Consider the following 21020-nt stretch of genomic DNA (forward strand, 5'->3'; position numbering starts at 1 on the left):
TCCTCTTTCAGCGTCTGTTAACCCAAACAGACTTCGAAAGTTCTTGGATGCGCTGGGGCAAGATCCGGTTTCGCGCTTATTTCGAAGAGCATTTGGAAGGAAGGCGGCTCAGAAGCGCCAGACAATTCCCGTAGACGCCCGGTAATCGTTCTGACTGGCGCTGGCGTAATGGGTATGCATGTAATCGCCTTGCAGGCGCCAGGAAAAATTCTTGAAGGGAAGCTTATAGTCGGCGCCGCCACCGAAATCGAGCACGAGCGGGTTATATACGAAATTATACGAATCGACGTGTCGAATTCCCGCCATCGCGTCCACGAACGGCCGCCATTTTCCATAGTTGGCCGACAGCCGTGGGCCCGCCACTATATTGTATTGCTTCAGCCCCGTGCGAAAAAACCCGCTGCCGTCAGCCACGAGTCCGACCCGCGGAAAGCGCGTAAACGGAAGCGCCTCAAAACTTCCGTTGAAGCCTCGATAACTCTGCTTATTGACGACGTCGGTGAGTTGCGCGTAGGAGATTCCGGCGTACACGTTTCCGTTGGGAAGAAGTCCGTTAAATTGTGCGGTCATCGGGATCGAGAACAACATCAAAACCACAAACGCCAGCACTGTGGCGGCAGACTTGGACACGAATCATTCCTCCCCGGCGCTCGGTGCCGGCAAAAAAGTCTATTGTGCTCAACGAAATCCGTTAGATGCAGTGTACCGGACGCCCAAGATGTCCCAGTTTACAAAATTTGTCCCGCCTGGAATCGGGCCTTGGGATTCGCAGGATTGACGAAAGCGATCGACAATAAGCACCCGTGAAAATTGATCAACGAAAATTTACCAGATTTTCATGGTGCCAAAGCCAACTCACGAGCGTCTATCTACTAGCATGCAACCAATGGACACGAATTGGCAAATAGGGCAGCCGCCGGCGATCTTGGCCGGCTTGGAAATCACAAGGAGTTGAAGTTGAAACTCAGTCTCGAAACTCGTAATCACGGCAATGTCATCATCGTGCATTGCCAAGGCCGTATCGTGTATCGCGAAGAAGCCGCCGCTCTGTCGACCGTTGTCGGCGAAGCGCTGCAACAGACTCGCACGCTCGTACTCGACCTCAGTGGCGTCAGTTCCATCGACAGCGCCGGCATTGGCGAACTTGCCCTGCTGCAAACCTGGGCGCAGCGCGTGTCCGTAAGCCTGAAGTGCGCCGCCCCCACGCCACTCGTGAGCGCGTTGCTTGAACTCACGAATCTCGATTCCGTTCTGGAAATTCATCCCTCGGTAGACGCGGCCCTCGGATCGTTCCAGGACGAGCCACAGCAGCAAGCCTGGGTCGACTGTTAACGCTGGCGCAAGATTGTTCTGGAAGGAGCAAAGTTCGCTTTGCTCCTTCGTCGTTTTTTGGGCGCTCGCGTGACCGAGGCTAATTCTCGCGCTGAAACCGGTATCGCCCCTTGCGCTCTAATGCCACCGCCTCTGCCACTTTCAAAAATGCCCGCGCCGCGTGCGACAAATTCGCGTCCTTCCTATAAATCAACCGCAGCTTGCGTTTGATTTGCAACTCCTTAACCGGGATTGCCACCAATTCCCCTCGCGCCAGTTCGTTCTCCACGCTGATCTCCGGCACCAATGCCACGCCCTGCCCCATGGCCACGAATTGTTTGATTGCTTGCAGCGTCGGCAGTTCCAGATCCATGTGCAGCGGCGTCTTATGCGTCGTAAACAGCTGAAGCACTTTCTCTCGATACGGCGACGAAACAATGTGCGCCACGAACGACTCCGCCCCCAACTGCCGTATGCTCACCCGCGCCGTCGTGGCCAGCGGATGCTTCGGCGGCACCACAAACACCAGTTCGTCCAGGTAGACAACCACCGAATACAAGCTCGCTTCCTGCGGCTCATAAGAAAGCACGCCAAATTCCGCGCTGTAGCGTAAAACATCGTCCGGAATATGACTTCCCAGGGCGCGTTCCACCGTGATCTTGATCATGGGATGCAGCCTGCGGAACTCCGCCAGCAGGGGCAACAAATATAGGACCGTAAACTCGTTGGCTGCGATTACGAGCTTGCCTTTCTGCAACTCCCGCAGCTCGGTCAGCGACTCCGCGGCCTCGCTTCGCAGATTAATCAGCTTCTCCGCATACTCGAATAGAACCTTGCCTGCGTCCGTCAATATGCCCTCGCGCGACGAGCGGTCAAACAAAGCCTCTCCCAGTTCATCCTCCAGCTTGCGGATGGTCTGGCTCACCGCCGACTGCGTGCGATACAGTTTTTCCGCCGCCCGCGAGAATCGGTGCTCCCGGGCGACGGCGAGAAACACTTCGAGTTGGGAAAGCTCCATCCCCAAAGCTCCTTAATCGATTCTCCAGATTCTATTAGCAATGCTTACTATACAATAATAACTAATGATTGCTGAAGAATTATAAGTTTTCCTTCTGGGGCCTTTGCCCATACCATAGAGGGTCAAAGGCAACCTGGAGGGCAGGTCGGTTGTTCGTTCGCGTACCTCAGTGCCCCCGTGGTGATTTGCCGTTCGCTTTGTTGAGGAGAGCATGACAGCAGAACGCGCTCGCATCATCATTTTCGATACCACCCTCCGCGACGGAGAGCAGTCCCCCGGCTGCAGCATGAACCAGCAGGAAAAGCTGCGGCTGGCTCATCAGCTCGATCGCCTGGGCGTCGATGTGATCGAAGCCGGCTTCCCCATTGCCTCCGATGGAGACTTCGAATCGGTGAAGGCGATCGCCGCGGTCGTGCGCCGTCCTGTCATCGCCGGGCTCGCCCGCGCCTGCCGCCTGGACATTGAGCGCGCCTGGGACGCTTTGAAGCACGCTGCCCATCCCCGCATCCACGTATTTCTCGCCACCTCAGACATTCATCTGCAATACAAGCTGCGTATCACGCGCGATGAATGTGTCAATCAGGCCCGCGAAGCGATTCGCTTCGCCAAATCGCTCTGCGACGACGTCGAGTTCTCGCCTGAAGACGCGACTCGCACCGACCCGGATTTTCTTTGCCGCGTCCTCGAAGCCGTCGTCGAAGCCGGCGCCACCACGCTGAACATTCCCGATACCGTCGGCTACACCGTGCCGTCCGAATTCGGAGATCTGATTACACAGATCCGGCGGCAAGTGAAGGGAATCGAAAATGTCACTATCTCCGCGCACTGCCACAACGATCTCGGCATGGCCGTCGCCAACGCGCTGGCCGCGGTAGACGCCGGAGCGCGGCAGGTTGAGTGCACCATCAACGGCATCGGCGAGCGCGCCGGCAACGCGTCTTTAGAAGAGATTGTGATGGCCATGCGGGTCCGCCCCGACCGCTTCGCCTACGAAACCGGCGTGGTCGGCGACCAGATTTTTCCCGCCAGCCAGATGTTGAGCGAAATTACGGGCGTCCCGGTGCAGCCCAACAAAGCCATCACCGGCCGCAACGCCTTCGCCCACGAAGCCGGCATTCACCAGGACGGCATGCTGAAAAATCCGCTGACCTACGAAATCATGACTCCGCAATCGGTCGGCGTGCCCGATTCCAAACTCGTGCTGGGCAAGCACTCCGGCCGCCACGCTCTCAGCCTGCGCTGCGAGCAACTCGGCTATCAGTTCGATCGGCGCGCTCTCGACGACATTTACCGCCGCTTCGTTCGCCTCGCCGACAAGATCAAGAAAGTAGAAGACCACCACCTGCTCGAATTGATCCGCGACACGCACAAGCCCACAGGCTCGGCGACGCCGCTCATCGAGCCGATCATCGCAACGAAACCGGCAGTCGTCAGCGCCTCCGCACCGGAGCCCATAGCGGAACCAGCCAAGCCGTTCCCGGTAGTCCCGCAGACGAATGCTTTCGCCGTTCCCCTCCCGGTTCACAACGATCCTCATCACGAACAAACCCAGCAGGAAGACTATCTCTGGGGCGTCTAGTGAATTGAGGTAATTGGGTAATTTTGTAATTGAGTAATTTAAAGATCCGAAAGCGCGAGCTGTCTCTTCCCCTCGATTAGAATGGCGACGCAAGGTTTTCAATTACCCAATTACCAAATTTCCCAATTTCTAAATCCTCCCGCATGCTCCTGAATCTCACCATCCTCCCCGGCGACGGCATCGGCCCCGAAGTCACCGAGCAGGCCGTACAAGTCCTGCAAGCCGTATCCACAGCTTTCGGCCATCAACTCCAGCTGCAACACAAACTCATCGGCGGAGCCGGACTCTCTGCCGTCAACGATCCGCTGCCGCCGGATACCATCCAAGCCTGTCTTGCATCGTCGGCCGTCCTGCTCGGCGCAGTTGGCAGTCCCGCGTTCGATCACAATCCCGGTCATCTGCGGCCCGAAGCCGGCCTGCTGCGCATTCGACGCGAATTGGGCGCATACGCGAATCTGCGCCCCGCAGTGTTTTTTCCGGCACTCGAAGACTGCTCTCCGCTGCGCGCCGAAATCGTCCGCGGCACCAACATCATGATCGTCCGCGAGCTGCTTGGCGGAGCCTACTTCGGCCAGCCCCGCTCCATCGAGGGCAATCCGGGCTCGCGCGTCGCCCTCAACACCATGCGCTACAGCGAATCGGAAATCGAACGCATCGCCCGCGTCGCGTTCGACCTGGCGATGAAGCGCCGCCGCAAAGTTTTATCCGTCGACAAAGCGAATGTGCTGGAATGTTCGCGCCTCTGGCGCGAAGTCGTCACGCGCGTCGCAAAAGATTATCCCGAGGTAAAGCTCGCCCACCAGTACGTCGATTCCGCCGCCATGCTCCTCGTCCAGCGCCCCACCGACGTTGACGTTCTGCTCACCGAAAACATGTTCGGCGACATTCTCTCCGATCAGGCTGGAGGCGTTGTCGGTTCTCTAGGGCTGCTAGCTTCCGCGAGTGTCGGCGGCCCAGTAGGACTGTACGAGCCCGTACACGGTTCCGCGCCAGACATCGCCCGGAAGGGAATCGCCAATCCCCTGGGCGCGATCCTCTCGGTTGCAATGCTGCTCCGTCACTCGTTCCAACTGGAAGCCGAAGCCGTCTCTGTCGAGAACGCGGTTTCAGCCGTGCTCGCGCAAGGCGCGCGCACGGCGGATCTTGCGGGCAAATCCCGCTCCGCAATTTCGACCGCAGAGATGGGGCGTCGCGTCGTCGAAGCCGTCAACTCGGCAAAGAGCGCCAGCAACAGTTAGTATCGCTGCGAAACGAAGAATGGATCCAGGTTCGATGGCACGTCAATGATTCCGCCCTGCGTGATATTGGCGTTCGCGGGATCGAATCCGAAAATCTCAATGTAGTATTGCGTCGTGTTGAAATTGTAAGTCGGATAGACCAGCGTTCCATCCGGACTGAATTGTCCCCAGAAGCTGTACGGAATATAGTGGCCAGTGTCGACGATTGTCTTTGTGCTTATGTCAACCTGATCGATCTGCGTTGAATCCTGCGAGATATCCATGAAAATATATTTGCCCGATGGATGGACCCAGCCCCAGGAATTTCCGCAGGCCTGGAGCATGGCACCCGTACATTGCACCAGCGGCGTGCCGGTATTGGGTTGCAGCGGATAAATATTCACGCTGTCGATGTTTTGCTGGTAGTCGTTGGGCATATCAAAATCGAAGACGAGATTGTTCACGAATTGAACCCTGTCTCCGCCCCCGCTCGAATTATTCCAGCCGATCACCTGAGTGTCGGGCCCCAGCGCACCGGTTTGCGGATTCACTGCGCGCTCATAATAAGTTGCCGAGCCGCCGCCGTGGTAGCTGCAAGACTCTTCGTCGTAAAGCCTGGTGCCGCCCGCATTGAAGCCGACCAGGAACACCCAGCACTCTTCGGTGCCTTCAGCGCCGTTGGGCAGGGAGTACTTGGCCTGCGGCTGCGCCTGGCTGATTTTTCCAGTGGCGGGATCGAGCACATAGCGCTCAATCGTGAAAATGTTGTTATAGCCATTGGCGGGAGCGGAATATACGGCGTAAAGGAAATTTGCGGTGGGATCGATCTCGATCGGCGCAAAAAAACCCTTGGGACTGATCTCCTGAACGGGTGGGTTTTGTGGCGAGCCGGTCGCGTCGGTTTCGTAAATCCAAAGGTGCTGGTTCAAGCTCGTATCGTAGGCAGAAAAGTAAAGGAAGCGGCCGTTCGGCGACGTACTTACGTACGCATCGGAGGTGGAAGCGGGAGTCGCGAGTGTGCCGACCTGCGTGGCGTAAAGAGTCTGCGGATCAATGTCGTAGGTGAGAATATTCGAGTTATCGAGCACATAGACCACCTGCACAACCGAGGAAGACGGAGCCTTCATTGCTTGCGGATTCTCGGCCAGAGCAGTCAGGGGAAGAGAGAGCGAGAGGATCACAAGCAGAAAGGCGAAGCGCGGCATGACGGACACCTCCAAGTGCGCCCGATTCAGATGAGAAAGAGGCTATCGGGGGTTGCCGGTATGTCGAGGCTGCGGGCGGAGGCCAAAAGAGCAAAGAGTAAAGAGCGTTTAGCTTGGCGGCCGGCGATTGCCGGGCACAGGATTAGTGGGACGCTCCGGCATAGCGGAACATCCATCGTACTTTCCCGTCAAGTCGTACCACCGGACGTGCAGCATCTCCGTAAACATGCGAAAGCCGTCCACCAGCGGATGGATGCGGGTTCCGCCGCTGTGTCCCCAGGCCACCGGAACTTCCTTCACTTTGAACTTCAACTTCCGCGCCAGGAATAAAATCTCCGGATCGAATCCCCAGCGTTCGATTCTCTGCCGGGGAAATATCGCCTGCACTGCCGGCTGCGTGAACGCCTTGAAGCCACATTGCGTGTCGGCGAATTGCAGCCCCAGCGTAAGTCGCAGCATCAGGTTGAAAATGCGCCCGAGCATCTGCCGAAGCAGCGGCTGCCGCTGGGTCTGGGTCTCGGCCCGCAGCCAGCGCGAACCGATGGCAATATCGGCCCCCTGGTCCAACGCCTGAAACAGCTTAGGAGCCTCTTCGATCGGCGACGACAGATCGGCGTCGCTGAACAACACGATGAGCCCGCGCGCACTGAGCATTCCGTTGCGCACACTGTATCCTTTACCACGATTCCCGGGATTCTCCACCAACCGCAGCGTCGCATCCTTCGCCGCGAAGGCGCCAATGTAGTCACGAACAATGTCCGCAGTATTGTCGCGCGACCCATCATCGACCACGATCACTTCCGTGTCCAAGCGCTGCGCATGAATGTAGGCCAGCACCTTCTCGAGCGTCGCCCCCAGGCGCGCGCCCTCGTTATACGCCGGAATCACAATCGAATAAGCAGGATCCAAAAGTAGTTCTCAGTTCTCAGTTCTCAGTCGCACCGACGGAGGCCTGAAAAGCTGGTCAGCAGCACTCAGCATTCTACGTTGTATCTTTAGAATTTCAGAAATTAGAATTCTGGGAGTATCGCTTGCAGCCCGGTTACAAAGCGACTGGCATCCAACGTCGTTATCCAATCACGCGGAGGCGCATCTACTTGTCTTTGTCGTTCTTGCCTTTGTCAGGGCGATCTTTGTCGAGTTTGTCTTCGTCGATTTTGATGCGTAGGGATTTCAGGAATTTCAGGTCCTGGTCGTTGATCTTGAACTCGGGATTAGTCGACAAGGTGGTCACCAGCGAAGTTTTATCGGGGGATTTCTCGCCCTGCTTGCTGACGCCAATCGTGGCTTCGAGCACCAGGAAAATATCGTAACCGCCCTCTTTGATGCGGGAGACAACTTCAGAAATCTGTTCGGAGTCGGACAGAGATTCATTGATGGCGTCGCCGAGTTCTTTCATGAGTTGCTTAAGTTGTGGATCCACTGAGTCCCCCTCGACAGATTCCGCCGCCACGTACTTTAGATGCGGTCGGCGCCAGAACGGTTCGCCGCGCGACCAGCGCTGCGCCATTGTAGCGCTCGAGGCTGTTAAAATCGAGGCCGTGAGCAAGCTTTCTGTCTGGCAAAAAACGGGCGTGGTGGTGCGGGTCACGCGGCAGGTGGCGCGGCGCAATCGTACGCTGGGGGCGGTGAAGGGCGCGGTTCGCACCGTTGCACGATCCACCGGACATGTGCTGCATTTATTGTGGCTGGAGGTGGTGGGCACGATGTTTCTGGCGATGGCGGCGTTCGGCGGGATTGCGGGCGTGCGGGAATATTTGAAGTACTCGGCGGGGCATGCTCCGGCGGGACGCGTGCTGATTGCGATTTGTTTCACACTGACCTTTGGGTGGTTTGGAGTGAGCTCGTTCTGGCGAGTGCGGCGGAAGAGTCAGCGGCCGTGAAAGCGTCGTTACGGGTGCAGTTTGGCTGGTGCGCCGGGCCGGTTTAGCGGGAGATCCTTCTCTTCGCCTGAAGAACGGCTTCGCTCAGGATGACATCGCGGTTTGGTTTAGAGGTATGAATGACGGAGAAGTTAAAGGTAAAGAGCCGCCCCGACCCATCGACTGGGATCGAAACTTCCTCGCATATTCCGGTGAATCCTCTCTATACGCCGGCCGACCTGAAGGGCTCCGATTACGAGAGTGAAGTGGGATATCCCGGTGAATATCCTTTCACGCGCGGCGTGCAGGCCACGATGTACCGCGGGCGGCTGTGGACTATGCGGCAGTACGCGGGTATGGGAGATGCGGAGGAATCGAACAAGCGCTACAAGTATCTGCTGACGCATGGGACGACCGGGTTGTCGGTGGCGTTCGATTTGCCGACGCAGATTGGGCTGGACTCGGATCATCCGCTGGCGGCGGGTGAAGTCGGCAAGGTGGGAGTTGCGATTGATTCCATCGAAGACATGCAGCGCCTGTTTGATGGCATTGAGCTGACAAAGATCTCTACATCGATGACCATCAATGCGACGGCGTCGATTCTGCTAGCTTTGTATGTGGCGGTGGCGCGGCGGCAGGGCGCGGACGTGCGCAAGCTGTCGGGCACGGTGCAGAACGACGTGCTCAAGGAGTACATTGCGCGTGGAACTTATATCTATCCACCGCAGCAGGCGATGCGTGTGATTACCGACATGTTCTCTTGGGCGCATGAGAATGTGCCCGAGTGGAATACGATTTCGATCTCCGGCTATCACATGCGCGAAGCGGGGTCGACGGCGGTGCAGGAAGTGGCGTTCACGCTGGGGAATGGGATGGCGTACGTGGAAGCCGCGATCAAGGCGGGGCTGGATGTGGATCAGTTTGCGCCGCGGCTGTCGTTCTTTTTTAACGCGCACAATAACTTTCTCGAGGAAGTGGCGAAGTTTCGGGCGGCGCGGCGGATGTGGGCGCGAATTATGCGCGAACATTTCAAGGCGCGGAATCCGAAGTCGTGGATGATGCGGTTCCATACGCAAACCGCGGGATCGACGCTGACCGCGCAACAACCGGAAAACAATATTGTGCGGACGGCGATTCAAGCCATGGCGGCGGTGCTGGGCGGGACGCAGTCGCTGCACACGAATTCTTATGACGAGGCTCTGGCTCTGCCGACGGAGCAGGCGGCGCGGATTGCCCTGCGCACGCAGCAGGTGATTGCGTATGAGTCGGGAGTGCCGCAGACGATCGATCCGCTGGCGGGATCATATTACGTGGAGTCGCTGACCAATGAGATTGAGAAGCGCGCGGCCGAGTATCTGGGGAAGATCGAAGTGCTCGGCGGGATGCTGAAGGCGGTGGAGCGGGGATTTGTGCAGCAGGAAATTCAGAATGCGGCGTACGAATATCAGCAGGCGGTGGATGAAGAGCGGGCGGTGGTGGTGGGAGTGAATCGATTCGAAGTGGAGGAAGAAAAGCCAATCCCGATTCAGAGGATCGATCCGGCGCTGGAGGCGAAGCAGATCGAGCGGGTGCGGGCGTTGCGGTCGAGGCGCGATGCCGGTCCGTGGAAGGCCGCGCTAGCTGGAGTCGAAGAGGCGGCGCGGTCGGGTACGAACGTGATGCCGCGTATTCTGGCGGCGGTCGAAGCTTATGCGACAGTCGGAGAAATTTCCGATGCGATGCGGCGGGTGTTTGGAGAGTACAAGGAAGCGGTGGTGGTCTAGGGCAGAGACTTCTTCTCGGACTGGGCAGCCGAGGCGGCCGCCCCCACATGAGATTTACGCCGGTTGGGCTTGCATTTCGGCGACGGCGGCTTCCAGGTGAGCCAGCGTTTCCTCAACTGTTAGTGAGTACATTTCGCGGCCGAGGCCTTCGCCCGCCTCCAGCGCACTTTTCAGATAGTGTCCTGCGATTTCCACCGCGAGCGAATCGGTGATGGCGTTGCCGGTGCGCTTCTTGTATTCCACCCAGGCGGGATGTGGAAGAGCGACCCAGATTTTGCGGCCATCGACCAGAAATTTAATGTCGACGGCGTCGGCGTGGCGCGTTGAGATGGCGACGATCAGCGCCTGGTAGACGCAGTGGACCGACTTCTTAGTCCAGCGGTCGGTGGCGGTGAAGTCGGAGAACATGCATAAACTATAGTCGAGAGCTTGCGCTCCGGCAAACCTCAGGGCACGATTTTGACTGGGCACAGTGCTCGCTGATAATCTCTGCGTTCGTCCGAGGAACACTGTTCAATGCTCAAGAGAAGTTCGATCTGGATCGCCGTTGTTGTGTGTGTCTTCGTCTCCTTTCCGGCGCTGGCGGCGTCCTCCAAGGCTGGTGCCAAGCCGGCCGGCACCCGTTTTGAAATTTCCTTTTCCAAAGAGATTAGCGCAGCGCCGCTCGACGGGCATGTTTTGTTGTTGATCTCCAACAATGACGAAAAAGAGCCGCGCTTCCAGATCAGTTTCATGACTCCCGATTCGCAGCAGGTGTTTGGCGTGGACGTCGACGCACTCGCGCCGGGCGTGCCCGCCGTCGTCGATGGGTCAACGTTGGGTTATCCGGCCGAGAGTCTGAAGGATGTGCCACCAGGCGATTACTGGGTGCAGGCGGTTCTCAACATCTATGAGACTTTCCATCTCGGCGACGGGCGCACGCTCAAACTGCCTCCCGACAAGGGCGAAGGCCAACACTGGCAGGTGAAGCCGGGCAATCTCTACAGCAAACCCATGAAGATTCATATCGATCCGAGATCAGGTGGAACGATCCGAGTCGCGCTGACCGAAAAAATGCCCTCCGTCGAAGACAATCCCAAAATAGTTGACACAAAGGTCGGCTGGGACGCCAGTAACGACGACCATATTATTGTCGACAACAAGTGGGTCAAGCACATCCGGATTCAGAGCGATCTGCTGACCAGGTTCTGGGGCAGGCCGACTTATCTGGGAGCGGTGATCTTATTGCCCGACGGATGGGAAGAGCATCCGGACGCGCATTATCCGGTGATCGTGGAGCAGGATCATTTTCATCGCGGCCTTCCTGGCATTGTTGCGTTCCGCACCGAACCGCCGGGCGATAACATGAAAGGCGGCGAGCTGCGCAGCGCAAAGAACGGCTACAAACTTTTTCAGGATTGGACTGCGGGGCGCTTGCCGCGCGTCATCGTAGTCAGCATTCAGCACGCCACACCGTACTTCGACGACTCTTACGCCGTGAACTCGGCAAACGTAGGTCCGTACGGCGATGCCATTACGCAGGAACTGATTCCTTACATCGAGCAGCAATTCCGCGGCATCGGGCAGGAGTGGGCGCGGGCGGTTTATGGGGGCTCGACCGGCGGCTGGGAGAGTTTGGCCTCGCAGGTGTTCTACCCTGATTTTTACAATGGGGCGTGGGTGTTCTGTCCGGATACCGTCGATTTCCGCGCCTACATGACCATCGACCTTTATGACGACAAGAATGCGTTCTGGATCGAGAGCCCTTATGCGCGCGTGCCACGGCCCGCTGTGCGGCAGCCGGACGGCCTCATCCGTACGACTATGGAGCAGATGAACCGGTTTGAACTGGTAGAGGGAACGCACACCCGATCCGGGGAAAATCTGGATGCCTGGCAAGCTGTGTTCAGTTCGGTTGGCGATGACGGCTATCCCAAGCCGATCTATAACAAACGCACGGGCGAGATCGATCATGAGGTCGCGAAGTATTTCCAGGAGCACTACGATCTCAGCGCCATCATGCAGCGCGACTGGAAGACGCTGGGCCCTAAACTCGCAGGCAAACTGCATCTTTACGTCGGCGAGGCGGACACGTTCTATCTGGATCGGGCGGTGCATTTGCTGAAAGATTTTCTGGATACGACGACCGATCCTTACTATCGGGGAACGTTCGAGTTCGGAGTGCGAAAGCCGCATTGTTATCCGGGAGATTACGACCAGGCGGTTGGCCTGAACCAGCACTACTGGCCCGAAATGGTGAAGCACATGGAGCAGACGGCGCCGGCGGGCGCGGATTTGAAGAGTTGGAAGTATTAAGAGTTTCTGGCGTGAAATGAAAATTATGATTCGACTGCCGCCAAGAAGAAAATTAAAGACAGCTGACGGGAGTGTCCGCTCCACACATTCATGCTCCATACAATTCACGCTGATAACATAGAGTCGTGCTAACTCGGGCTTCCAGCAAGACTCAAATTAAGATTTTGCAGGCGCGGCATTTGAGCCAGATTCCGTGGCTCGTGCATGGGTTTTCGACGCGGGTGGGGGGATGGTCTCGCGCTTACGGCAAGGGAAATCTCAATCTAGGCTTCACCAAGGACGACGCCCGGGCTGCGGTCGAGCGCAATCGCGACTCGTTTCTGCGTGAACTGGGCGCGGTCGAGCGCAAGAGTCGTACTTCTAAGGGTGCGCGAAGCGCTGGCGATTCGTTGTGGCCGCTGGTTACGCTGCGTCAGATTCATTCCGACGTGATTCGTTACATTGCCTCGATTCCCGATCCCCACGTTAGCGAACCGCTCAGCGGCGACGGAATGATCACTGCTATGCCTGGCCTATTGCTGTCAATTCAGACGGCCGATTGTCTGCCGGTAATTCTGGCGGACACAAAACGGAAAGTTGTGGGCGTTTTTCATGCGGGATGGCGCGGGACGGTGCAGCGCATTGTGGAGAAGGGTGTAGGCGAGATGCAGCGCTGCTTCGGGAGCCGTCCGGAGGATCTGAAGGCGGCGATCGGGCCGGGGATTCAGGGTTGCTGTTATGAAGTCGGGGAAGAAGTTCGGGTCAAGTTTGAGTCGCAGTTTGGCTATGCCGCGAAACTGTTTCGCGAGGTCAAAGACTCCGATCCGGTGCACGAGAAATATCCGCTGCTGTTTCTGACGGCGAGGGCGCCGGGACACGGCGAACTGCCGCCCAAGATTTTTCTCGACCTGGTGGAAGCGAACCGGCGGCAATTGCTGGATGCGGGAGTGGCCGTGAAGAATATCGAATCGTCGCCACTGTGTACGAACTGTAATCCTGATTTGCTATTTTCTTACCGCGCCGAGAAGGGCAGGACGGGGCGCATGATGGGCGTGGCCGGAATTCGCGAAACATGATTGCGGAAGAGATTTTAGCGGGTTATCCGGCTGATTGGCCGTAGCGTTGCCACGGCTTATTTTGAACAATCAAGAATTCTTCCCCACAGTGCTCACATTTGGCCGTGGCAAACTGAATGGTGCTGCCGGGCCACGGATGTACCGTCTGTTTTTGGCAGTGTGGGCACTCGAGTATATGGAGATCGAGATCGAGACGTACTTTTGACACAGCGGACTCTCCGGTCGTCGGTCGTTATCGCGGACAAGCCCCATTGCGATATTACTCACACTGTCGGGAGTTTGTCGGTACGGTGAGGAACAGGAGAAAGTACGTTTGATTGCCCGCGCCGACCGCCCGGTTTGGGACTCGATACTATTGCACTTCCCTACTTCAACTTACTATCTGCACTTCGCTACTGTACTTCGCGGTACCACCTCGCAGTCTGCCCGCGCATGATGGCATAGCATTCGCAGGCGGCGTCTTCCAGTCGGGGACGATCAATGATCTCTACGTCACCACGGACATGGGAGATCAGTCCAGCTTTCTGCAAGATTCCCGCCGCGACGGTGACGCTGGAACGGCGCGTCCCCAGCATCTGTGACAGAAATTCCTGAGTTAAGTGAACGGAATTCGATTCGATCCGATCGGCGCTCATGAGTAGCCATCGGCCCAGGCGCTCTTCCACTCCGTGCAGCCGATTGCAGGCCGCAATCTGCGTGGTCTCCATGCCAATGATCTGGGCGAACTGCTGCAATCGCCGTTCGAGCGACGGGCACTGGCGCAGAATTGCGATCAGAACCTCGCTGTTCACGCGAAAGGCAGTCGCCTCGATCTGGGCGATGGCGCGTGTAGACGCCGTCTGAAAGCCCGCCAAAAGAGGAATGCCGACAAAACCTTCTTTGCCCACCAAGCCGACTTCTACAGTTTTTCCATCGGGAAATGCGCTCAGGATCGAAATCAGTCCGCTATTGCAGAAGTAGGCTGACTTCAGCGTGTCGCCGGGTTCATGGAGTATGTGGTGCGTCATGAGCCTGACAAACTCGAGCTTCGGAAATAGAAGTTTGGACTCCTGGGGCGGCAAGCCGAGCAGGATGGTGTTGTGAACGGCATTACCATCGCCGTCTTCGTCGGGAAGCTTGGACGCAAATCTGGTAGGCGGACGGGGAATGGTGGCCATCTTGGGCTCCTTAGTGCAACCTAAGTTGTCTGATTGTCGCAACGAACCGTCACCCGACGGGCGCGGCGGGAAGATGCTAGAAGAGACTCCTTAATCGTACTCTCCTCGGTGCTGGTTGCCTAGCGATTTCGCACATTGGATTGTACGATCAAGTACGGTGGCGCCGAGTCGGGACTTGCCGCACTGCGGGTTTACGCGGACGGTGGGACCGAAGTGGCTGGCGGTGCTGAATTTACTGGAGTCGCAGCAGCGGCAGTGGCGGCGTCATTTACCAGATCTTTCAATTCCTTGCTGGGCTTGAAGAACGGAATTTTCTTGGCGGGGACTTCGACGCGCTCTCCCGTCTTGGGATTGCGGCCAACGCGCGGTTTGCGCTGGCGGGTGCGAAAACTGCCAAAGCCACGAATCTCGATTTTGTCGCCAGCGCGCAAGGACCGCACGACGCTGTCGAAAATCGTCTCCACGATCACTTCACTGTCTTTGCGCGTAAGTTCCGCCAGGCGCGAGACTTCGTCAATCAGATCGGCTTTGGTCATAGGCCCTCGTTGCGGCAAACAGCCTGCTTAACCTTCTCAAATTTCAGGGGTTGTACGCAAGTCGCGGTGTGGGTACGCCACAGAGGGCGCCTGGGTTGGCTTACGCGTGAGGGCGAATAAGCCGCAGATCCCTTCGACTTCGCTCAGGGCAGGCTCTTCCCTTCGCCTGAAAAACGGCCCCGGTCAGGATGACAACGCTCGGAATGACTTGCAGACAATCACTTCCATAGGTAGTAGAAGCCGACCTGCTGTTCGAGCATTTTTTCGCGGCCGGGGAGGAACTGGGAAACGTCGCCGAGCAGCAGATCCATTAGCGTTTTGCGGTCGCGGTCGGGACGGACCAGAGTGGGCTCGCCTTTGATTCCGACGGACTTCGCCGTATCTTGCACCGCTGTCTCAAAATCACCGACGCCGTCGATCAGCTTCATCGACATGGCTTGTTCGCCAGTCCAGACTTTGCCGTTGGCGATGGACTTCACGTCTGCAAACTTCATGCCGCGGCCTTCGCTGACGGCCTGGACGAACTGGCCGAACATGTTATTGATGAGGTCCTGCATATAGGCCTGTTCGCTGGGAGTGAGATCGCGGGCGGGGTTGCCGGTATCTTTGAATTCGCCGGTCTTGATGACCACATTTTTCAGCTTCGCCCATTTCAGCAGGTCGCCATAATTCATCCACTCTGCGATTACGCCGATGGAGCCGACGATGCTGCCCTGGTCGGCATAAATCTTGTCAGAAGCCGAGGCGACGTAGTATGCGCCGCTGGCGCCGACGGTTTCGATCGAGACCACAATCTTCTTCTTTTTCTCGTTCCGGATGCGTTTGACTTCGCGATAAATCTCTTCCGAGGCAGCGACGCCGCCGCCGGGAGAGTTGACGTGGAGAATGATGGCCTTGATCGACGAGTCGTCGCCGAACTTCTTGAGCTGGCCGACGACGGGCTGGGGCGAAAGAATGACGCCGTCGAGATCGACGACGCCAATGCGGTCGCCGAAGCCGCCGATGCTGGACTCAGCGCCGCCCGCATGCAGCGTGAGATAGACCAGCGTAAATACGGCCAGAACGAAGAGGAAAAAAGCTCCTCCGCCAATCAGAACCCAGAGCAGTGTGCGCGAGCGTCCTTCTGACATGGGGAAAGTTTAGCACTTTGGGCGGCTAGAGAGTCACGACTGTGAGAGCGGTGGGTTGGATGGATATCTCGACTGGAGTTCGGCAGACGTACTCGCCGTCGGCGTAAACATCGAGCGGATGCTCGGTTTCGATGCGCACTCGTGGAGCGTGGAAATAATCGACTTCGCGGATGCTCAGATGGCGGCCGCTGTAGATCGTGGGAAACAGACAGAAAAGTTTGAAAGGATCGACGGCGCCGACGACGCAGATGTCGAGCAGGCCGTCGTCCATTTTGGCGTGCGGAGCGATTTTCATGCCGCCGCCGTATAACGGAGTGTTGGCGAACGCGGCGAGGATGGTGGATTGGTCGCGGCGTGGGGTCCAAGTGTCGGCGTTGGTTTCTGAAGGCGCCAGAATCTTCATAGGCAGCGGGGCGAAAGTGAAGATTGTAGGAGCAAGGCTGATTACGTAGCCGCCGTGGGCGCGCAGCCAGCGCGGCAAGCGGTTGGCTCGCGCCACGACTTCGCCGTCGAGGCCGATGCCCGCCACGGAGCAGAAATAGCGCGGGTTCTGTGGACGTGTCCCGTCCAATTCTGCAAGCGCCGAGATTACGCCCAGATCGATGGCGCGTACATCGCCTGTCCCGGCGCAAAATTTCCGCCACGCGGCGAGCGAATCGCGGACACTACGCAGCCCAAGGGCACGAGCAAAATCATTGCCGCTGCCGGCAGGCACTATGAGCACAGGCAGTCCCAGTTTCACCAATTGCCCGAGATGGCGGTGGATGGTGCCATCGCCGCCGAAGAGGAGGATGGCATCGGCTTCGTCGGGCGATGCTGGGATGCCCATGGTCCATTCGAATGTTTCATCAGACTGAAAAGCTTGCAGATTTTTCGGAGAGCATCCCAGCCCGAGGATAGCGGCGGCGCGCATGTGCGGGGAGAGCGTAGCAGAATTCAGAGCGGGCGACACAGCGGCAGGGAGCGAAGGTTGCCTAAACCGAATTGTCATCCTGAGCGAAGTTGTCGTCCGTGAAACGGACGACAACGCAGTCGAAGGACCCCGTGTTTGCTTGCATCACCAACGGCCTTGCAGGGAGTTCTTTTCCGTGAGCCTGTCGAGAGAACTCCCTGCAAGGCCGTTGCTAGTTTCGGCGAGCACGAGGTCCTTCGACTCCGCAGAGCAATTCGCAAAGCGAATTGCTCTGCTGCGCTCAGGATGACAAGGGGGTTGGGGATTCAATTGAGATGACAATCTAGACGATCATCACCATCTTCATCGACCTACCCGCCCGCACCACGAGCGGGCGCGCAGGACTCGGCACGGCCAGTTTTGGCTTCTCCACTAGCTCGTCGTCAATCTTAACCGACTTCTGTTTCACCCTACGGCCTCCGTCAGAAGCCGACTCGGCGAGTTTGGCCTCGACTAGGAGCTTGTCGACCCGTACCAACATCACAACCGGTTGAAGGCGATCGCTAGCGAGAACGTGGACGTCACGCGGCGGGTTATGCGTCCCAATGGATTCGCCGAATCCAATCATGATCTTCGAGATTGGTACAGTAATCTGCTCCAACACGTCCGGCACCTCGTCCTTCTGGAACTGCTTGGCCCAGTCTTCGGCTGCTTTGGCGGCTGCTTCCGTCGAGTGGAAGTCTGCGACGATTCTTCGGGCTAGATCTTTCTTGGCCTGCATCGGGTGCGATTCGGTTTTCATCTTTTCGATGTCGGCGAGTTGCACATCCGTTAGCAGTTCGTAGTATCTCCACATCATTTCGTCGGAGATGCTCATTACCTTGCCGTACATCTCCAGAGGCGGCTCGTGGATGCCGATGGCGTTGCCCAGGGACTTCGACATTTTCTGCACGCCGTCGAGGCCTTCGAGAATTGGAGTCGTCAGCACTACCTGCGATTCCTGGCCGCAGGCGCGTTGCAGTTCGCGGCCTACCAGCAGGTTGAATTTCTGGTCGGTGCCGCCGAGTTCTACGTCGGCTTCGAGGGCGACCGAGTCGTAGCCTTGCACTAACGGATAGAGCAGTTCGTGCACCGAGATGGGTTTTTCTTCCTGGAAGCGCTTGTGAAAGTCCTCGCGTTCGAGCAGCTGCGAGACGGTGTATTTCGCCATCAGTCGGACGAAGTCGTCGGCGGTGAAGGCACCCATCCAGCGGCGGTTAAAGTCGATTACCGTCTTATTGGGATCGAGAATTTTGAAGACTTGGGCTTTGTAGGTCTCAGCATTCTGTTCAATCTGCTCGCGGCTCAGCGGAGGGCGTGTGACCGAACGGCCCGTCGGGTCGCCGATCATGCCGGTGAAATCGCCGATGAGAAAGATGGCAGTGTGGCCGAGATCCTGAAAGTGTTTGAGCTTGCGCAGAACGACGGTGTGCCCGAGATGAAGGTCGGGGGCGGTCGGATCCATGCCGAGCTTCACGCGGAGCGGTTTGCCCGTGCTGCGCGATTTTTCCAGCTTGGCGCGAAGATCGGACTCGCGGATGATTTCCGCGGAGCCTTTTTTCAGGTAAGTAAGTTGTTCGTCGACCGGAGCGAAGTTCGGCATCAGTCTGATTATATCTACGACTTCAGGACAAACCGCCGTCCAACAATTTCAAACTGCCCCCGGAGGACCATATTGATGGCCTGCGTATAGGCTTGGTGTTCTTGCTCCAAAATCTTTGCGGCGAGGCTGTGTTCGTCGTCGGAATCGAGAACCGGAACCGACCTTTGCACGATGATGGCCCCGTGGTCGAGTTCTTCGTCCACGAAATGCACGGTGCAGCCGGAGACTTTCACGCCGTAGGCGAAGGCCTGTTCCTGCGCTTCGAGGCCGGGAAACGCGGGCAAGAGCGAAGGATGGATGTTCAGAATTCGGCGCGGAAACTGCTGCACGAACCAGGGAGAGAGCAGCCGCATGTATCCGGCGAGGCAGACCAAGTCAACGCCGTGCTGCTTGAGGGCGGCGACGACTTCGCGATCGTGCTCTTCGCGCGGCCTGCCCTTGGAGGGGATCACCAAAGCATTCAGGTCGCGCTCGCGGGCGATGGCGATTCCCAGCGCATCGGGCTTATTCGAGATGACAACTGCGATGCTGGTACCGGAAATGCCGCCGGCGTCGATACTGTCGGCAATGGCGACGAAGTTGGAGCCGCGTCCGGAGAGCAGGATTCCTAAAGATTTCATGTGAGCTTCAGCTGTCAGTTCTCAGCTTTGAGCTCAACATCATAATTCAACACGGCACGGAATCGCTGGCCGCGGGCGACTGCCTCACGCACTCGCGACAGCCAGCGGGATGAGGCTCCGCTTAGGATGACCTCGCAGCTTAGCTGTAAGTAACCTTGCGCTCGCCTTTTATGATCCGTCCGATGGTGTAGGCCTTTTCTCCGACGCGCTCTAAGACCGACTGAGCTTTCTTGAATTTCGCCGACGGGACAACCAGAAGCATTCCCATGCCCATGTTGAAAGTGCGGAGCATTTCGTCTTGCGGCACGTTGCCGAGTTGTTGCAGGTGTTCGAAAATCGGAAGGACCGGCCACGATCCCAATTCGATGACGGCAGCGGTTCCGCGGGGCAGGACACGTGGGAGATTTTCTGTAATTCCGCCGCCGGTAACATGCGCCAGGGCGGCCACGCACTGCCCGTCGATAAGCTTGCGCAGGGCGGGCCAGTAGCTCTTGTGGGTGCGCATCAACTCATTTCCGACTTTGTTCTTGACCTCATTGACGTAGGTGTCGGGCGAATAGTGCGCCACTTCGAAGAGCAGCTTGCGGGCTAGGGAATATCCGTTGGTGTGCAAGCCGTTGGAGGGCAGGCCGAGGATGATGTCGCCAATCTGCACGTCTTTGCCTGTGATGATTTTTTCGCGTTCGACCACGCCCACGATGAAGCCCGCCAGATCGTATTCGCCGTCGGGATAAAAGCCGGGCATCTCGGCGGTCTCGCCGCCGATGAGAGCGCAGCCGTTGTGTTTGCAGGCGTCGGCAATGCCTTCCACGACTTTCTCGACAATTGCGGAATCGAGAGTGCCAGTGGCGAGGTAGTCCATAAAAAACATGGGCGCAGCGCCCTGCACCGCAATATCGTTGACACAATGGTTGACCAGGTCGGCGCCGACTGTCGAGTGCAGCCCCATTTCGAATGCAATCTTTAGCTTCGTGCCGACTCCATCGACACTCGATACGAGCACAGGATCGACGTACTTCGTTTTGTCGACGGCGAACAAGCCGCCGAAGCCACCAATCTCACTGAGAACGCCGCGGGTGAAGGTTTTATGGGCGAGGTACTTGATGCGCTGCTTGGTGCGGTTGGCGCGGCTAATGTCGACTCCGGCATCGGCGTAGGTAATTGGCGTCGGGCTGGGGGTGGGAGTCTTAGCCACAGATTCTTCTCTGAGTCTCTAAATCTAGCGTGGGGTTTTGTCGGGCGCCGAAGCGACAACCTAAGGCCGCTCATTGTAGCACGAGGAGTTAGCTGGCCGAATTGGTCGAGCCGCAGGACATGGGTTCTTTGGTGTTTTTCTGTTGTGGGGCTGGATAGATTTCGCGGGCAGGAGTGCCCGCACCACACAGAGACACGTCTCATCAGGCCGCGGACGCACACGCCCGTTCGCTAACCTGGACCCGGACCAACTAGTGGGAGATGAAGTCCGAGAAAAAGTAGGCCAATATTCCGAACAGAGCCAGGCCGGAGATGCCATAGGCAGTAAGCACCCATGCTCCCCGGCCTTCACGACGCCGGATGGCAGAAGTGGTAGTGGAAGTAGAAGTCTGTTCGGAAGCAACAGAAGAGACGACAGGGGCCCGATCTTCCATGCAAACCCTCCAACGGAAAGATCGTGGCGCAAGTACGTTATGCGTCACGCCTATCCCGCGACGTGGCGAGACAGGACTATCTGGGCGGTATTTTACCCCGAATTAGAAGC

21 protein-coding genes are annotated in these 21020 nt (G+C 57.6%); 7 read left to right on the forward strand and 14 right to left on the reverse strand.

Annotated elements, in window-relative coordinates; all coding sequences use genetic code 11:
• Nucleotides 1-108 precede the first annotated feature (108 nt).
• Nucleotides 109-630: a hypothetical protein gene (locus tag VGM18_13005; protein ID HEY3973917.1), complete on the reverse strand. Its 522-nt coding sequence runs from the start codon at nt 628-630 to the stop codon at nt 109-111.
• 327 nt (nt 631-957) lie between these two features.
• Between VGM18_13005 and VGM18_13010 the strand changes: the two genes are divergently transcribed.
• Nucleotides 958-1332, forward strand: coding sequence for an STAS domain-containing protein (locus VGM18_13010; GenBank protein HEY3973918.1), 375 nt, complete (start codon nt 958-960; stop codon nt 1330-1332).
• Nucleotides 1333-1411: 79 nt separating this feature from the next.
• Here VGM18_13010 and VGM18_13015 read toward each other — a convergent pair whose 3' ends face one another.
• On the reverse strand, nt 1412-2329 hold the full coding sequence (locus tag VGM18_13015; protein HEY3973919.1) for a LysR family transcriptional regulator: 918 nt from the start codon (nt 2327-2329) through the stop codon (nt 1412-1414).
• 211 nt (nt 2330-2540) lie between these two features.
• On the opposite strand from VGM18_13015, the gene VGM18_13020 reads away from it, so the two are divergent.
• Both VGM18_13020 and leuB read left to right on the forward strand, forming a co-directional pair.
• Nucleotides 2541-3908, forward strand: a complete 1368-nt coding sequence (locus VGM18_13020; GenBank protein HEY3973920.1) for a 2-isopropylmalate synthase — start codon at nt 2541-2543, stop codon at nt 3906-3908.
• 143 nt (nt 3909-4051) lie between these two features.
• On the forward strand, nt 4052-5146 hold the full coding sequence (gene leuB / locus VGM18_13025; GenBank protein HEY3973921.1) for a 3-isopropylmalate dehydrogenase: 1095 nt from the start codon (nt 4052-4054) through the stop codon (nt 5144-5146).
• Here the strand turns inward: leuB and VGM18_13030 are convergent.
• From VGM18_13030 to VGM18_13040, 3 genes are all read right to left on the reverse strand, one after another.
• On the reverse strand, nt 5143-6330 hold the full coding sequence (locus tag VGM18_13030) for a hypothetical protein (GenBank protein HEY3973922.1): 1188 nt from the start codon (nt 6328-6330) through the stop codon (nt 5143-5145). The genes leuB and VGM18_13030 overlap by 4 nt on opposite strands.
• Nucleotides 6331-6438: 108 nt before the next feature.
• Nucleotides 6439-7239: a dolichyl-phosphate beta-glucosyltransferase gene (locus tag VGM18_13035; protein ID HEY3973923.1), complete on the reverse strand. Its 801-nt coding sequence runs from the start codon at nt 7237-7239 to the stop codon at nt 6439-6441.
• 184 nt (nt 7240-7423) lie between these two features.
• Complete coding sequence (locus VGM18_13040) at nt 7424-7753, reverse strand: hypothetical protein (GenBank protein HEY3973924.1); 330 nt, start codon at nt 7751-7753, stop codon at nt 7424-7426.
• A 118-nt stretch (nt 7754-7871) separates the two neighbouring features.
• On the opposite strand from VGM18_13040, the gene VGM18_13045 reads away from it, so the two are divergent.
• Nucleotides 7872-8213, forward strand: a complete 342-nt coding sequence (locus tag VGM18_13045) for a hypothetical protein (protein ID HEY3973925.1) — start codon at nt 7872-7874, stop codon at nt 8211-8213.
• 119 nt (nt 8214-8332) lie between these two features.
• A complete protein-coding gene (locus VGM18_13050) occupies nt 8333-9955 on the forward strand; it encodes a methylmalonyl-CoA mutase family protein (protein HEY3973926.1) in 1623 nt (540 codons plus the stop codon).
• A gap of 54 nt (nt 9956-10009) precedes the next feature.
• On the opposite strand, the gene VGM18_13055 is transcribed toward VGM18_13050, so the two are convergent.
• The gene (locus tag VGM18_13055) at nt 10010-10426 is read right to left on the reverse strand and encodes a hypothetical protein (protein HEY3973927.1); all 417 of its coding nucleotides are present in this window, start codon (nt 10424-10426) and stop codon (nt 10010-10012) included.
• Nucleotides 10427-10471: 45 nt separating this feature from the next.
• On the opposite strand from VGM18_13055, the gene VGM18_13060 reads away from it, so the two are divergent.
• Together VGM18_13060 and pgeF are read left to right on the forward strand one after the other, a co-directional pair.
• Nucleotides 10472-12250 carry an alpha/beta hydrolase-fold protein gene (locus VGM18_13060; GenBank protein HEY3973928.1) on the forward strand — a complete coding sequence of 593 codons (1779 nt, stop codon included), beginning with the start codon at nt 10472-10474 and terminating at the stop codon, nt 12248-12250.
• Between the two features lie 125 nt (nt 12251-12375).
• A complete protein-coding gene (gene pgeF / locus VGM18_13065) occupies nt 12376-13305 on the forward strand; it encodes a peptidoglycan editing factor PgeF (protein HEY3973929.1) in 930 nt (309 codons plus the stop codon).
• 392 nt (nt 13306-13697) lie between these two features.
• Here pgeF and VGM18_13070 read toward each other — a convergent pair whose 3' ends face one another.
• From VGM18_13070 to VGM18_13105, 8 genes are all read right to left on the reverse strand, one after another.
• Complete coding sequence (locus VGM18_13070; protein ID HEY3973930.1) at nt 13698-14462, reverse strand: Crp/Fnr family transcriptional regulator; 765 nt, start codon at nt 14460-14462, stop codon at nt 13698-13700.
• Nucleotides 14463-14653: 191 nt separating this feature from the next.
• Nucleotides 14654-14998: an HU family DNA-binding protein gene (locus VGM18_13075; protein HEY3973931.1), complete on the reverse strand. Its 345-nt coding sequence runs from the start codon at nt 14996-14998 to the stop codon at nt 14654-14656.
• Nucleotides 14999-15216: 218 nt separating this feature from the next.
• Nucleotides 15217-16128 (reverse strand): signal peptide peptidase SppA, encoded by a 912-nt coding sequence (sppA, locus tag VGM18_13080; GenBank protein HEY3973932.1) that lies wholly within the window; start codon nt 16126-16128, stop codon nt 15217-15219.
• A 25-nt stretch (nt 16129-16153) separates the two neighbouring features.
• Nucleotides 16154-17041, reverse strand: coding sequence for a diacylglycerol kinase family protein (locus tag VGM18_13085; GenBank protein HEY3973933.1), 888 nt, complete (start codon nt 17039-17041; stop codon nt 16154-16156).
• Nucleotides 17042-17363: 322 nt separating this feature from the next.
• Complete coding sequence (tyrS, locus tag VGM18_13090; GenBank protein HEY3973934.1) at nt 17364-18662, reverse strand: tyrosine--tRNA ligase; 1299 nt, start codon at nt 18660-18662, stop codon at nt 17364-17366.
• Between the two features lie 14 nt (nt 18663-18676).
• Entirely contained in the window at nt 18677-19282 is a 606-nt protein-coding gene (purN, locus tag VGM18_13095) for a phosphoribosylglycinamide formyltransferase (protein HEY3973935.1), read from the reverse strand.
• A 139-nt stretch (nt 19283-19421) separates the two neighbouring features.
• Nucleotides 19422-20477 carry a phosphoribosylformylglycinamidine cyclo-ligase gene (gene purM / locus VGM18_13100; GenBank protein ID HEY3973936.1) on the reverse strand — a complete coding sequence of 352 codons (1056 nt, stop codon included), beginning with the start codon at nt 20475-20477 and terminating at the stop codon, nt 19422-19424.
• Nucleotides 20478-20727: 250 nt separating this feature from the next.
• Nucleotides 20728-20910, reverse strand: coding sequence for a hypothetical protein (locus VGM18_13105; protein HEY3973937.1), 183 nt, complete (start codon nt 20908-20910; stop codon nt 20728-20730).
• Between the last annotated feature and the right edge of the window lie 110 nt (nt 20911-21020).

This window comes from Candidatus Sulfotelmatobacter sp. (assembly GCA_036500765.1).
Taxonomy (GTDB): Bacteria; Acidobacteriota; Terriglobia; order Terriglobales; family Acidobacteriaceae; genus Sulfotelmatobacter.

Coding starts and splice junctions, on each gene's coding strand:
- VGM18_13015 (HEY3973919.1), bottom strand. CDS start 2,329: ATGGAGCTTTCCCAACTCGAAGTGTTTCTCGCCGTCGCCCGGGAGCAC.
- VGM18_13020 (HEY3973920.1), top strand. CDS start 2,541: ATGACAGCAGAACGCGCTCGCATCATCATTTTCGATACCACCCTCCGC.
- leuB (HEY3973921.1), top strand. CDS start 4,052: ATGCTCCTGAATCTCACCATCCTCCCCGGCGACGGCATCGGCCCCGAA.
- VGM18_13030 (HEY3973922.1), bottom strand. CDS start 6,330: ATGCCGCGCTTCGCCTTTCTGCTTGTGATCCTCTCGCTCTCTCTTCCC.
- VGM18_13050 (HEY3973926.1), top strand. CDS start 8,333: ATGACGGAGAAGTTAAAGGTAAAGAGCCGCCCCGACCCATCGACTGGG.
- VGM18_13060 (HEY3973928.1), top strand. CDS start 10,472: ATGCTCAAGAGAAGTTCGATCTGGATCGCCGTTGTTGTGTGTGTCTTC.
- VGM18_13070 (HEY3973930.1), bottom strand. CDS start 14,462: ATGGCCACCATTCCCCGTCCGCCTACCAGATTTGCGTCCAAGCTTCCC.
- VGM18_13075 (HEY3973931.1), bottom strand. CDS start 14,998: ATGACCAAAGCCGATCTGATTGACGAAGTCTCGCGCCTGGCGGAACTT.
- sppA (HEY3973932.1), bottom strand. CDS start 16,128: ATGTCAGAAGGACGCTCGCGCACACTGCTCTGGGTTCTGATTGGCGGA.
- VGM18_13085 (HEY3973933.1), bottom strand. CDS start 17,041: ATGCGCGCCGCCGCTATCCTCGGGCTGGGATGCTCTCCGAAAAATCTG.
- tyrS (HEY3973934.1), bottom strand. CDS start 18,662: ATGCCGAACTTCGCTCCGGTCGACGAACAACTTACTTACCTGAAAAAA.
- purN (HEY3973935.1), bottom strand. CDS start 19,282: ATGAAATCTTTAGGAATCCTGCTCTCCGGACGCGGCTCCAACTTCGTC.
- VGM18_13105 (HEY3973937.1), bottom strand. CDS start 20,910: ATGGAAGATCGGGCCCCTGTCGTCTCTTCTGTTGCTTCCGAACAGACT.